The organism is Streptomyces sp. NPDC002868, assembly GCF_055563295.1.
This window is the reverse complement of the sequence record NZ_JBVHDR010000016.1, coordinates 36,224-49,325: the sequence shown is the minus strand read 5'-3', so window position 1 is coordinate 49,325 and position 13,102 is coordinate 36,224. Positions and strand designations below refer to the sequence as shown.

The 13,102-nt window shown below is 71.0% G+C and carries 8 protein-coding genes and 3 pseudogenes; 4 read left to right on the top strand and 7 right to left on the bottom strand.

Features of this window, described 5'->3' with window-relative positions; all coding sequences use genetic code 11:
- Positions 1–181 precede the first annotated feature (181 nt).
- From ACZ3H8_RS33985 to ACZ3H8_RS33955, 7 genes and pseudogenes are all read right to left on the bottom strand, one after another.
- Complete coding sequence (locus ACZ3H8_RS33985) at positions 182–742, bottom strand: isochorismatase family protein (RefSeq protein ID WP_467408306.1); 561 nt, start codon at positions 740–742, stop codon at positions 182–184.
- Positions 743–905: 163 nt separating this feature from the next.
- A complete protein-coding gene (locus ACZ3H8_RS33980) occupies positions 906–2,114 on the bottom strand; it encodes a type III PLP-dependent enzyme (protein WP_467408303.1) in 1,209 nt (402 codons plus the stop codon).
- A complete protein-coding gene (locus ACZ3H8_RS33975) occupies positions 2,114–3,880 on the bottom strand; it encodes an IucA/IucC family protein (RefSeq protein ID WP_467408302.1) in 1,767 nt (588 codons plus the stop codon). Before ACZ3H8_RS33975 ends, ACZ3H8_RS33980 begins: the two co-directional genes overlap by 1 nt.
- Positions 3,881–3,995: 115 nt before the next feature.
- Positions 3,996–4,172: pseudogene (locus tag ACZ3H8_RS33970) on the bottom strand (MFS transporter); the annotation flags it as partial.
- A gap of 6 nt (positions 4,173–4,178) precedes the next feature.
- Positions 4,179–5,951, bottom strand: a complete 1,773-nt coding sequence (locus ACZ3H8_RS33965; protein ID WP_467408301.1) for an IucA/IucC family protein — start codon at positions 5,949–5,951, stop codon at positions 4,179–4,181.
- A complete protein-coding gene (locus ACZ3H8_RS33960; protein ID WP_467408298.1) occupies positions 5,948–7,138 on the bottom strand; it encodes an ATP-grasp domain-containing protein in 1,191 nt (396 codons plus the stop codon). Before ACZ3H8_RS33960 ends, ACZ3H8_RS33965 begins: the two co-directional genes overlap by 4 nt.
- Positions 7,139–7,230: 92 nt before the next feature.
- Positions 7,231–8,139 (bottom strand): annotated as a pseudogene (locus ACZ3H8_RS33955) (iron chelate uptake ABC transporter family permease subunit); the annotation flags it as partial.
- A 143-nt stretch (positions 8,140–8,282) separates the two neighbouring features.
- Here ACZ3H8_RS33955 and ACZ3H8_RS33950 point away from each other — a divergent pair.
- The 4 genes and pseudogenes from ACZ3H8_RS33950 to ACZ3H8_RS33935 all read left to right on the top strand — a co-directional run bounded on the left by ACZ3H8_RS33950 (position 8,283) and on the right by ACZ3H8_RS33935 (position 12,935).
- Positions 8,283–9,146, top strand: a complete 864-nt coding sequence (locus tag ACZ3H8_RS33950; RefSeq protein ID WP_467408295.1) for a (2Fe-2S)-binding protein — start codon at positions 8,283–8,285, stop codon at positions 9,144–9,146.
- A 283-nt stretch (positions 9,147–9,429) separates the two neighbouring features.
- Positions 9,430–9,864 (top strand): annotated as a pseudogene (locus tag ACZ3H8_RS33945) (hypothetical protein); the annotation flags it as partial.
- Positions 9,865–10,549: 685 nt separating this feature from the next.
- On the top strand, positions 10,550–11,869 hold the full coding sequence (locus tag ACZ3H8_RS33940) for a copper resistance CopC/CopD family protein (protein WP_467408293.1): 1,320 nt from the start codon (positions 10,550–10,552) through the stop codon (positions 11,867–11,869).
- A 40-nt stretch (positions 11,870–11,909) separates the two neighbouring features.
- On the top strand, positions 11,910–12,935 hold the full coding sequence (locus tag ACZ3H8_RS33935) for a cupredoxin domain-containing protein (RefSeq protein WP_467408291.1): 1,026 nt from the start codon (positions 11,910–11,912) through the stop codon (positions 12,933–12,935).
- Positions 12,936–13,102 lie beyond the last annotated feature (167 nt).

Below are 13,102 nucleotides of genomic sequence, written 5' to 3'. Positions count from 1 at the left end.
GAGACGTTCGGGCCGGTCTTGTCGGCGTACGCCGTGATGACCGAGCCTCCTTGGCTCGCTCCGTCGCTGAAGCTCGGCACCGTGCACCCTGGCCGCCCTGCTCGCCGCCCGCGCCCGCAGCGAGTGAGCCGAACCGCTTCCCCTGGGACGAACGCCCGAACCGCCGCCCATGAGCACACACCTACCTGCGCGGCTTCTGAGCCGCAGCGAAGTCCACTTCGGACGCGGGCAGCACCCGGATGCTCCGCCCGGGGAAGTCGATGTGCCGGAAGATCTCGTTGTGGTGCGCGATCGACTGCTTCGGCGAGGCGTACTCGCCGGTGTCGGGCCGGTGGGACGTGGTGTGCCCGTCGGCGACCAGCACCAGGTCGTACCGGTGGCTCAGCGCCTGCCGTGCCGTGGTGTCCACGCAGATCTCAGTCGCGAACCCGGTGACGACCACCTCGGTGACTCCCAGCACCTTCAGGGTCTTGTCGAGATCGGTGTCGAGGAAGCTGTCCGCGCTGGTCTTGTGGACGACCGCCTCGTCGGCGCCGGGCGCGAGTTCGGGCACGATCCGCCAGCCCTCGGTCCCCGCCTCCATTCCGTCACCCTGATGCTGGATCGTCACGACCGGTACGCCAGCGGCTTTGGCTCGTTCGCGGAGCCCGGTGATCGCGGCGACAGTCTCGGCGGCCCGGTGCGCGATGGCCACCAGGGCGTTCTGCATGTCGATGACGAGGAGCGCGGAGGCGTGTGGCATGGGCTCACGGTAGCGGCCGCCTTCTGGGCAGCACCCACCCCGATTCCGCTCGTGCCGGTTGCGTCGGAATGCAGGAGCGCCACTCACACGGTCCCTTCCACGGCCCGGCATGCGCGAGGACCGGCCCGGTCCGTGGGCACGCCGCCGCACCCCCCGCCTCGCCTCAGTCGTCGTGCATCCCCAAGAAGTGGAAGCCCGGCCGGGGGTGCATGAGGAAGTCGTGGTGGGAGATGTTCCACGCGTACGCGCCCGCCAGTGCGAACACCACGCGGTCCCCCGCCCGTAGGCCCGCCGCCGGGACCTGACGGGAGAGGACGTCTTTGGGGGTGCACAGCTGACCGGTGAAGGTGACCCGTTCCTGTTGCGCCACGGAGCGCGGCCAGGGGTGGGGCCAGGGCTGCCGCGACGGAAGCACCGCGCAGGGCTGGTCGTGGCCCTTCGTCGCTGGGGTGCGGAGATGGTGGGTACCACCCCGCACCACCGCGAACTCCTCGCCGTGGCTGTGCTTCACGTCCAGCACCTCCGTGGCATACCAGCCGCAATACGCGGTGAGGGCGCGCCCCGGCTCGATGCGGAGCACAAGGCCGGGGTGGGCGTCGGTGAGGCGGCCGAGGCCTGCGCCGTACGTCGCCCAGTCGAAGCGGGAGGCCGGTGCTGCGTAGTCGACCGTCATGCCGCCGCCGACGTTCACCTCGGCGAGAGGGATCCCGTGGCGCTCCGCCAGCGCAAGCGACCAGGTCACGATCGACTCGGCCACCGCGAGCTGTTCCGGGGCGTCCAGGCCGCTGGCCAGGTGGGCGTGGATGCCGCGCAGCTCCAACTGCGGGTACGTACCGTCGGTGAGGAGGCGAACCACGTCGTCCGCCTGGGACGGGTCGAGGCCGAACGGGGTCGGCCGGCCCCCCATCGCCAGGGAACTGCCCTCCAGTGAGCCGGCGGACAGGGGGAGGTTGAAGCGGAGCAGGACGGCAATGCGCGCATCCGGGGCCCCGCGGGCGGCCAGGCCGGCCAGCATATGGAGTTCGTATTCGCTCTCCACATGGAAGCGCTCCACGCCCAGTTCGAGTGCGGCCGCGATTTCGGTCGGCGTCTTGCCCGGGCCGCCGAAGGCCAGCGGGCGGCCGGGCACGGCCTTGCTGACATGGGCCAACTCGCCGCCCGAGGAGACCTCGTAGCCGTCCACATACGGGCCGAGCGCCGTCAGGATCTCCGGCTCCGGGTTGGCCTTGGCGGCGTAGTACAGCTCCACCCGCGGAGGGAGTGCTGCCCGTACGGCGGCCGCGTGGTCGCGCAGTGCAGACAGGTCGTACAGGTACGCGGGCAGCTCGTCCGAGGCGAGGGTGAGGGCGCGGTCGCGCACCAGAGGGGTCATCAGGCGCTCCAGGAGTCGTCGTTGCGGGCGGCTCCGGTCAGCACGTGTTCGGCGAGCGGAAACGGGGAGGGGAGCCGGACGTAGCCGGCCTCGCGGTCGGCCTTCCGCTCCCAGCGGGTGAGCAGGTTCGCCTTGGCGGGCAGCGGTACGCCGGCCAGCAGCGCGCTGAGCCGCGGCGGGCAGCCGTGCTCGTCGGCGTACGCCTGGATCGTGGCCCGGACCTCGCCCCACAGCGCCGCCTCGGTCTGCGGGTACAGGTCGGCGAGGGCGGCGAGCATCTCGGCGACGTGGTTGATCAGCAGGCAGTAGACGACCCGGTCCCAGCCGCGCTGCGCGTCGTATGTCATCGGGCCCGCGACCTCGGCGGGCAGAGCGGCCAGGGTGTCGGCGTGGCACTCGGGGACGAGCTTGGTGCCTTCCAGGTCGCGGAAGAGGACCTGGGCCGGCATGCCGTCGCCGTCGACGCAGACGAGGACGTTCTGAAGGTGCGGCTCCAGCACCAGGCCGTAGTCGAAGTACGCAGCGAGGACGGGCGGGAGGAGCAGCTTCAGGTAGGCCCGCCACCAGTCCAGGGCGGTCTGCGGGCCCGCGCCGACCAGCAGCCGGGAGATGTGGCCGGGGCCGGTGGGGTACTCGTCGGCGACGGCGCCCGCGAGCAGCGGGGTCGTGCCCGGCAGCAGCCGGTGCGACAGGCCCTCGCGGACGATCACGCCGAAACCTTCGAGCAATGCGAGGTCGGGGCGGCCGTCCGGCCCGGGCAGGGCCAGGCTGCGGTAAGCCGGTTCGCGGAGCATGGCGCTGCCGGGGAAACGGGCGGCCATGTCGGTGAGGGCCGGTTCGAGGACGCGAGTGAGGGCGACCGCGCCGGACAGCTCGTAACTGGAGTTTTTCCGCACGCAGTTGGTGATACGGACGTTGAGGCTGAACTTCAGGAAGATGTCGCCGTCGTACAGGGTCCGCACGGAAGCGGTGGCGGCGAAGGGCGCGCAGCCGGTCCCCAGGTCGAGGATGTCGCCGCGCTCCAGGGCGGCACGCAGCTCCGGGTGCTCGTGCAGCAGTTCGTACTGCCAGGGATGCGCGGGCAGCAGCCGGTAGCCCTCGGGAACCGGGTGCAGCCGGTCGAGCGGGGCGGCCGCGCCCGGCTCGGCGCTCTCCTCGGCGATGAGGTGCTCGCGTACGGCCAGGTAGCGCAGCGGGAAGACGGCACCGGCCTCGGGGGCGTACGCGGACCAGGAAGCCGGGTCGCCGCTGCGGGCCTTGGGGGTGGGGTGGAAGCGGTGGCCGAGCAGCAGCGACTGCTCGGATTCGAGGTAGGTGGTGAGGCAGTCGTCGGACGGTTCCGGGGAGGGGGCCCCGGTCCGTGCGGCCAGAGCGGCGGAGACCCCCTGGTGGCTGGAGACGATCTGCTCCAGGAACTCCTCGTTGCTGACGCCCGTACGGAGCGACAGCTCGGCGTGTGTGTATTCGGCGAGGCGCAGCCAGCCCACCTCGGCCCAGTCCCTGCCCCCGTCGCGGTGCTCGGTCACCGGCCCGGTGAACCGGTGTGCGCCGAGCAGGGACGTACGACGCAGCGCCACCCGGAGCAGCACCCCACGGCGCGGCAGGCGCAGCAGCAGGTGGCCGTCGTCGACGGCGGTCTGGTGCTCGGGGCCGGACACCTCGCGGAGGAGACAGTTGAGGAGGGTGTGCGCCACAGCCAGGTCGGCCGTGGGCAGCCCGGCGGGGGCGGAGGAATAGGCAGGGGCAGTGCCGGTGGGCAGTGACATCAACGGCTCCAGCGGATGCGGGGTGAGCGACGGAACAGGGCGGGAAGGGCGACGGCCAGGACGGTCGCCAGGGCGACAGCGGTGCCGGTCAGCACGGGCGAGGCGGGGCCGAAGGAGCGGTCTTGTCACCGAGCTCCGGCAGGATCGCGGTGAGGTACGGGGGCAGGCCCAGGGCGGCGAAGGACGCCACGAAGTAGCAGGCGGCCACGGCGTGCACCTGGCGGCGGCCGAACTCCGGTCTGCTGCCGCCGCTGTTACCCGTCAGCCGGGCCTCGGGAGTTGCGGTGGTCATCGCCGGTCACGCTCCCCCCAGCAGGTAGTTGGGACCGGTGGTGTAGTGCTTGTTGATGTCGGCCGCGCCCGAGCGCTCCTTGGTGAGGAGAGTCCCCGCGGTGACCATTGCCTTCACCGGCAGCCGGTCCGCGTCCAACACGTGCGCCCGCAGTACGGCGCCGGGCTCGCCCGGGCCCGTACCCAGGCGCTCGACGGCCTCGGTGAGCCGGTCCCGTACGAGCCGCAGCAGCCGGTCCAGCGGGGCGCGGCCGTGCCTGGCGAGCCCGAACGCGTACGCGCCCGCGCACAGGTGGACGGTGATGGTGTTGAACAGGTCGGTGACCGGCCGGTCGCTCTCACCGAAGATGCGGGAGTCGTCGAACTCGTCCGGGTCCGGGGCGTCCGCGCCGAGGGTCTCGCGCAGTCGGGCGGCGTTGATGCGCGGCCCGTCGTTGTCCTTCAGCAGCAGCCGGATGCGCGGGTTGCCCGCGTGCCCGTCCAGCACCAGCGAGATGTTCTGCTGGTGGGACTCCAGCGCGATGCCATAGCCGAAGAGCGCGGTCTGCCAGTCGAGGAGCAGAGTCAGGGCGGCGTCGAGGAGAGCGATCGGGTCGCCGCCGTAGAAGCGGTCGGCGAGATGGTCGATCAGCAGTCGGCCACCGGGTGCCCGGCTCAGCAGCGCGGCCATCGGCACGACGTCGGCGTCGTCGAGACCCGCCGGGTAGCGGCGGCAGAGTACGGCGAGGAGTTCGTGTCCGGCGTGCGCGAAGCGGCTCTCGTCGGCGTGCAGCACGGTGCCCCGGAAGCGGGGCTCGCGGGAGATCACTGTCTCCAGCAGGCGTTGGCCGGCCGCGCCGTCGACCAGCGTTCCGGGCTTGATGGTTCGGCGGTTGCGCAGGCCCAGGGTGGCGGTGGCCAGCGGCAGTTTGAGGTGGAGGGCCGGGTCCGAGGCGAGAGCCACGGTCCGCATCGACAGGGTCGGTACGGCATCCAGGTACGGCCGGTCGGCCAGGACCGCGCGGTCCTCGAGGCCGGTGGCACGCAGCGCGTCCCGCAGTAGTGCCCCGAGAGTCAGCGGGTGGACGGGGAAGGCGATGTGGCTGCCGTCGAGTTCCGGCAGCCCGATCACAGCGGGCGAGGGCCACAGGCCGAACAGTTCCGCGTCGTCGTCCGGTCGGTGCATGGTGACCGCTTCCCGAGGCAGGGCGAGCCAGCGCAGCGCGAAGCGCGGGTGGAACTCGGGTGCGTACGAGCGCAGTTGGTCCCCGGTGAGGCCGGAGCGGCCGCGCGCGGTCGGGTAGACCGGGTGGTCGAGGTGGGCTGCGAGGGTGTCGTGCGCCAGGGCGCCGCCGAGACCGGTCCAGTCGGCAGGGTCGGGGCCGTATCTGGCGGTGAGCCGGGCGGTGACCTCGTCGTGCGACTCGCCGTGCAGCCGCATGGTGGCCAGGGTCTGCCTGCATTCCTCGGCGAAGGCGTCGAAGCCGCCGAGGTCGGCGGGGTCGGCGAGGGCGCTCAGCGCGGCCAGAGCCTCGTCCGAGCTGGTCAGTTCGGCCCCGTCGGACTCCCGCTCCAGCAGGGGCAGTCGCGCGGCGGACTCGCACTGGAATCCGTCCTCGCGAACCGGCATCAGCAGCGCATCGCCGTCTCCGGTTTCCAGGCGCAGCCACAGCCCGTCGGGCCGCTCGACCTGTGTGCTGCGGGTGCGCAGGCCCACGACGTCCTCGCGCAGCAGCGCGCTGAGCACGCGCAGCAGCAGGTCGTCCGTCTCGGTGTCGAGGGCTGTGGTCGTCCCCGTCACGGGGCGATCTCCCAGTGCTGCGCGGCAAGGAAGTCGGCCACGACCCGGTCCACCGTCTCCTGGTCAGTGCCGGTGGCCCGGACGATGCCGACGTAGTCGCGGTTCGTGCCGTACAGCTCGTGCCGCTCGCCGACCTCGCGCAGCGGCCGGTATGTCAACGCGACGCCGTCCACCGTCAGATCGGCTGCGCCAGGGGCGACGCTGAGCGTCCCGGCACGCTCGGCGCAGGGGCATTCGAGCAGGGCCCGGCCGTCGGTGCGCGCACCGAGGTCCGCGGGCAGCGGCTCGCCCAGATGCGTACGGAGGATGTGCTCGAAGAGCGGAATGTCCAGCAGCTGCGCCAGCAGCAGATCGCACTGGTCGCCGATGGCCCGGTAGTTCACCTCGATGATGCGGGCACGGCCGTCGTGCACCACGAACTCGGTGTGGCAGGCGCCGAACCCGACTCCGAGCGCGTCGAGCTGCGCCAGCACCTGCTCGACAATCGGCTCCGGATGCGCGGGGACGAAGGTGAGGCGCTCCTCGATGAAGTACGGGGGCGGGCACAGCTCGGTGTGGAACCCGCCCAGCACATGGCGGATCCGGCCGTCACCGAGCGTCTCCAGCGTGTAGAGCTCGCCGACGAGGTATTCCTCGACGACCAGCGCGGTCTGCGGCCGACGCGCCTGGATCTCCTTGCAGCGCACCACGAGGTCCTCGGGGCCGTCGACCAGGACGACGTCCTCACTGGCCACGCCTTCGCGCGGCTTGACGACGCAGGGGTACGGCACGTCGAGGGCGATGAGCGAGGCCGGGTCCTGGCCGGCCGGGAGTTCGGTGGACCATACGGTGTCGGCGCCTGTGGCGGCGAGGTGGCGGCGCATGTGCGCCTTGTCCTTGGCTCGCAGCGCGGCCTGCCAGTTCTTGGCGGGGAGGCCGAAGTAGTCGGCGGCCAGGGCAGCCTGGGTCTGCAGGTGGTCGCTGTTGGTGAAGACCGCGTCGGGGGTGTGGTGGGTCGCGATCCGAGTGATGACGGTGCGGAAGTCGCGTACGTCGCACTCCAGGATTTCGATGTCCGGGTAGACGCGCCGGTGGGCCTCGGGCTGGTCGGTGAGCACGGTGACGTCGAGGCCGAGCCGAGCGGCGGCGGGGAGGAAGCCTTCGGTGACCGAGTCGGTGGGGTTGAGGGCGAGCAAGTAGAGCCGCATGGGCAAAGACCCCTTCCGAGCGAAGAGTTGCGGGGACGGCGAGGAGGGCGGGGGCGGGCCGGGCAGCGGTCCGCCCCCGGCTGCGGATCAGCTCTGGGGAGCAATACGCCGGTGGCCTTGGCCACGTCGGCGAGCATGTTCCCGGCGGCCTGGACGCCGATACCGGACATCCAGGTCTCGTCCGGCACGGTGAAGACCTTGTTGTCCTTGACGGCCTTCAGGTCCTTCCAGACCGGGTTGGACGTGACGCGCTTCTGCAGGGTCTTCTCCGGGGAGTCGGCGACGGTGACGAAGATCAGGTCGGCCTCGGCCTTGTCGATCTGCTCCGGGCTGACGTCCAGCATGGTCGTCTTGGGGTCGGCGGAGTTCTGCGACGCGGGGCGTACGGGGCCGTCGAGGGTGCGTCCGGCCAGCGAACCGGCCGGCCAGAAGCGGGCCTCGTCCAGTGTGCGCCGACCGGCGAGCATGACGGCCGAGATCCAGGACATGAGAACGAGCTGGAGCACGGTGCCGCCGAGCGCGAGCCGTACCGGGTCCAGGTCACCGGAGCGCCGGGCGAGTGCCTGGGCGAACAGCGCCGCGGCCGCGGCTCCCGCGAACGCGAACGCGAACCACAAGTATTCGACGGGGCGGGTGAGATGGAGCACATAGATCGCGACGACTACGGCGAAGCCCGCGCCCGCGTTGATGCCGAGAGTGGTCGCCGAGGCGAGCGGATTGCGGGTGATGCCCTGGGCGACTGCCCCGGCGACTCCGAGCGCGGCGCCGACCGCCAGACCGACGACGGTACGCGGCAGCCGGAGCCCGGTGACCACGATGGCGTCCCGGCCGTGCCCGTCGCTGAAGAGGGCGTCGACCACGGTGGACAGCGGTACCGATCGGGCACCCAGGGCAAGGCTCAGAGCGGCGCACAGCGTCAACGCGCCGAGACCGGCGAGGAGTAGCGGGATCCGCCGTGCGGATGGGCCACTTGGGAGGGTGACCGACTCGTTTTTGGACATGATCGACAAGCTTAAGTTAGGCATGCCTAACCTTGTCAACCTGGCGCCGCGCCACGGGGTCCGCTTGATTGCAGACGTGATCCGTATAGGTAAGGTGAGCCTTGCCTTGCCGTACCCCTGTCCGATGTGGTTGAGGAGTGTCGATGACTCTGACCCCGGCTTTTCCGGTGGTCGGACCCGCCGTGAGCGCCTCCGCTCTGCTCGCCGCGACCTACCGGCGCCTCTTCGTGCACTGCGAGTCGCTGCACGTAGAGGTGGCCGCCCCCGGATCGGGGGTGGCCCAAGGCTGGGTCGACGGCGCGGAGCTGGCGGACTGTGCAGAACTGCTCGACGCCTTCATCGACGCCGAGGCCGCGCGCGTCCAGGACCGGTACGAGCACACCGCCCGTCCGGACGTCGCCGCATCCCGCGCGCTGCACGACTACCTCTGGTCCATCTGCCTGCTGATGAGCGGCGCCTGGTATCTGGAGCGGCGCGTGCCGCGAATTCGCCCTCGGGATGTACGGATCGACCTGGTGACCGGAGAGTTCGAGGTCGTCCCCGGCAGCTTCGCCTGCCTCCCCGACGACCCGGCGGCCCGGCTCCCCGGGGTGCGGGTGCTGATGCACGAGGAGGCGCTGCGCGCCGAGCTGCGCGCCGCGGTCGCCGACCACATACGGCCGCTACTGGCCGCGATCGGCCCGCAACTGCGGCGCGGCCCCCGGGCGTTGTGGGGCATGGTCGGCGACGACCTGATCTCCGGCATCTGGTACCTCGGCCGCATGCTCGGGCAGGAGGAACAGGCGATGCGGTCAGCCGGGGAGCTGCTGCCCGGCCCCATCCCGCCGTTCCCCGGTGGCACCGACTTCCGGCGGCTGACGGGCCGCGACGGACAGCCGTACCCGACCCGTACCCGACTCGGCTGCTGCCTCTACTACACGATCCGGCCTGCCGAGGCGTGCATCACCTGCCCTCGGACCTGCGATGCCGAGCGGCTGCGCCGCCTGGAGGGCGACACGCCCGCCTAGCGCGTGTTTTAGAAGCCCTCCCCCAGAGCTTCGCCTGCGATGTGCCCCCAGCCCCGCGACGCCTGGCACGCACCCCCCAGCTACCGCTGGGAGGTGCCCCCACGCGATGTTGTCGCAGTCGCCCAAGTACGCCCAGTACGAGGGCGATCTCCCCCAGACTTCGTCCGGGGTGCCCCCACCGCCTTGCGATTGCACGCACCAGACGCCGCAGGGCCCGCCCTGCGGGCGGACGGCGCTACTTCTAAGACAGCCCTAGCCGTCGGCTCATGGCCGCAAACAGTGTGGTGTCGTTGCAGGGCAACGTGACCCGCGTTCAGTCATCTTCCGCGAGGAATTGGACCAGCCGGCCTCCGCACATGGGGATCGGCTCCGGTTCATTCACGTCTACAGCCGATCAGAGGCAGGTGACGCGAAACTCCGTGGACGCCTCACCAAGGACCTCTCCCGCCTTCTGGCCGCGCAGTATTTCTCTCGTCGGCACCGCCCCCGGCCCGGCGCTTCGGGGCAGCGTGACCTGGCCCAGAGGGGCGGACGGTCGGCCTCAAGATCAGGCGGCATATGCATAGTTGGTGATTCTGAAAAGAGATCCCCGAAGCGCGTTCGAATTCACTGTTTGTTCACGGGTGTTAATGCGGGGCCTTCGGTGGAGCTGTCCGTTCTCACAGGGAAGACAGGTGTTGAGAGAGGGGTAATGCACCCTCGATTAACTGACGCGTAGTGCCGGGGAATCGTCGCACCGCTCCACTCCTTCGCATCGCTACTCATGTGACCACGACAGGAGTGCCCATGCCCTTCATTCCCAGGGCGTCATGGCCGGCGGATCGCCGTGACGAGGTCGTTGCGGGGGTGCTTGTCGCGGCGGTGGTCGTTGTCCTTGGATACGCCTCCGGCATCGGCGCTCCTGGGGCCGGCGCCGTGAACAGTGCTTCACCGCCGACTACTCACCCGTCGGCGCCGCCGCCCGCCGCAGGGTCCCCCGAAGCGGATACCCCCGAAACAGATGCACCCGTCACCGGTAGTGGGGTGCAAGGCGCGGGCGCAGATGGGATGTTGCCGGTGACGGATGCGCCCGGCGGAGGATCCGCGCACGATCACAGCTCTGAACCTGGGGGCCACGCAGGCCATCCGACTGGTCCCGGCGCGCCGGCGTCGCCCAGTCCCTCGCCGTCCGAGTCGCAGGCGTGCCGGGACGGCGAGGTGCACCTCGTGCAGCCCCTGCTCAACGGTGTCGTCGGGCCCGTGAAGGGGTTGCTGAACAGCCTCCTTGTTCCCGGCACTCCCTCGCCCTCGCCCTCGCCCTCGCCTTCATCCGCAGCGGCGGCCTCGGCTCCGCCCGTGTGCACCGGCCTCATGTCCGGTGTCGTGTCCCCTGTCGTGCCGAGCGCCGGCGCGGAGGCGACGCTATGACAGTCCGCCGAGCGAGCGCCGTCCTTCTCGCCCTCATCGCTGTGCTGCTGTGTGCGCCCGAGGCCTCCGCCCACACCGAACTCACCTCCTCCAACCCCAAGGACGGCGCCCGGCTCGACCACTCCCCGAGCGCCGTGCGGCTCACCTTCAGTGAGCCCGTCGATCCGGTGGAAGTGCGGGTGACGGCAGATGGCAAGAAGCTGGCAGTCACCCGGCCCGATGCCCGCCGCCCTCAAGCAGTCGCAGTCGCCGTCCCGGATTCCGTGGGCGCCGCGGGCAAGCGGCTGACCCTGGTGTGGCGGGTGGCCGACGAGCACGACGGCCACGCCACTGCAGGAAAGGTCTCCTTCCAGGTAGGCGCCGCTGCCCCCGCGGATCGTGGCCGCGAGGATGCTGTCCCGACGTCCTCCTCCGCACTGCGGGACTCCGTCACCGCCGCACGCTGGGTCGAATACCTCGCCCTCGCGCTGTTCGTCGGCAGCCTCGGATTCCTTACGTTGCTATGGCCGCAGGGCAGCGAGGTCCGCCGGGCCCGCACCGTCCTCACCCTGGCCTGGGTGTGCGGGCTCGCCACAACGGTGGCCGGCACCGGGCTGCAGGCTGCGTACGCCGCCATGGGATCGTTCGGTGACGCCCTCGAGCCGGCGACGTACGCCGACGCGCTGGCCGGCGAGGCCGGGATCGTAAGGGCCGCGCGGGCACTGCTCTGGCTGCTGGCCGCTGTCGTACTGGCCGCCGTGCTGCAGGGCGGCGAGCGGACCGCACGCTCGCCCGGCTGGCGGGTGGGCGCGGCCGTCGTCTGCCTGGGCCTGCTGCGCACGGTCGGTATGTCCGGGCACGCAACAGAGGGCAACCACCCCGGCTGGGGTGCGGTCGCCGATCTGGTGCACCTGCTGGGCATATCGCTGTGGATCGGCGGTCTCGTAGTGCTGCTGGTCGGCGTACTGCCGCGGCGCCGACCGGACGAGCTGGCCGAGGTCGTACACCGCTACTCCACGCTCGCAGGGGTGTCGGTGGCGGCCGTCGCGGCAGCCGGAGTCGTGCTGTCCTGGCAGGTCCTCGGGTCCTTCGGGGCGCTGTTCGACACGTCGTACGGGCGGCTGCTGCTGGTCAAGGTCGCGCTGCTGGCCACCGTGCTGCTCGTCGCGCAGCGCAGCCGGAGCTGGGTGCGCACCCGGCTCGACATCGCCGTACTGCTGCGGGGCGACAGCGCCACCGTACGGCCCTTCGTCTACTCGGTTGCTGCGGAGACGGGCCTCGTCCTGGCCGTCCTCGGCGCGGCGAGTCTGCTCGTCACGGCCGCCCCCGGTCGCTGACAGTCCCAACTGTCCCCCTTTGCAAGGAGTTCGTGCTCTCATGCAGGATGAAGAAACCCGGCGCCGCAGGGCGCCATCCCGGCGCGGCAATCGCGCGCTATTGATCGGTGGACTGGCCGCCGCGGTCACCGCCGTGGCATGTCTGGCGCTGCTCCAGTCGGCAAGCGGGGCCCCGGCGGGAGACACCGCCGCCCCCGCCGCGGCACAGGAGGCACACCCCGCGGCCGCGTCGGACAAGGCAGCCGATCACACCATCGTGATCAAGAACATGGCCTATGCACAACCAAAGTTGACGGTCTCCGTCGGCGAGACCGTGAAGTGGGTCAACGAGGACTCCGCGCCGCACACGGTCACGACCACCAGCGGCCCGGAGAAGTTCGACTCCGGCAACCTGGAGAAGGGCGAGAGCTGGTCATTCACCTTCACCAAGCCCGGCACGTACTCGTACTACTGCGCCGTGCACCCGGACATGAAGGCGCAGATCACCGTCGTGGACGACAACTCCGGCGGCAGTTCGGGCGGATCGGGCGCAGGTGGCTCCGGATCCGGGGGTTCGACCTCCGGCGGCGGGTCGACCGGCGGGAGCAGTACGGGCGGTTCATCCGGTGGCCACACCGGTGGCACGTCGGGCGGCTCCCACTCCGGCGGCGCGAACTCGGGAGGTGCGACGGGTGGCGGTGGCTCGACGGGTGGCGGTGGTGGTTCCGACGACCAGTGCCACAGCGTCCAGCAGGTCCTGCTGCCGATCCTTCAACACCTCAAGTCCGCTCACCTGGAGGAGTCGCCGGGCGAGCAGATCCAGGACGCGCTGAATCTCGACAGCTACATCAAGATGCACACGGTCTGGCTCGAATCGATCCTCACGCCCGCGGTCGACGGCGGTGGCGCCACCGCCGACGGGACGCTGAGCGTGCTGCTGCAGCACGTCAAGTCCGCCCACCTGGAGGAGTCGCCCGGCCAGCAGATCCAGGACATCCTCAACCCCGACGCGTACGTGAAGACGCACACCGTATGGGCCGTGCATCTGCTCGGTCCCACCGAGAAGTACCTCACGGAGTCCTGCTGAGGGTCACCGACCCCCGCTGAGGACCACCGGGTCCTGCCGAAGACCACGTAGGTATGACGAGTGGCGGGGCCGCCCCGGGACACGTGCGCCGCCCCCCCCCCCCCCCCCAAGGCCCCCCCCCCCCCCCCCCGGGGCCCCCCATCGACACCAACCCAACCCCCCCCCCC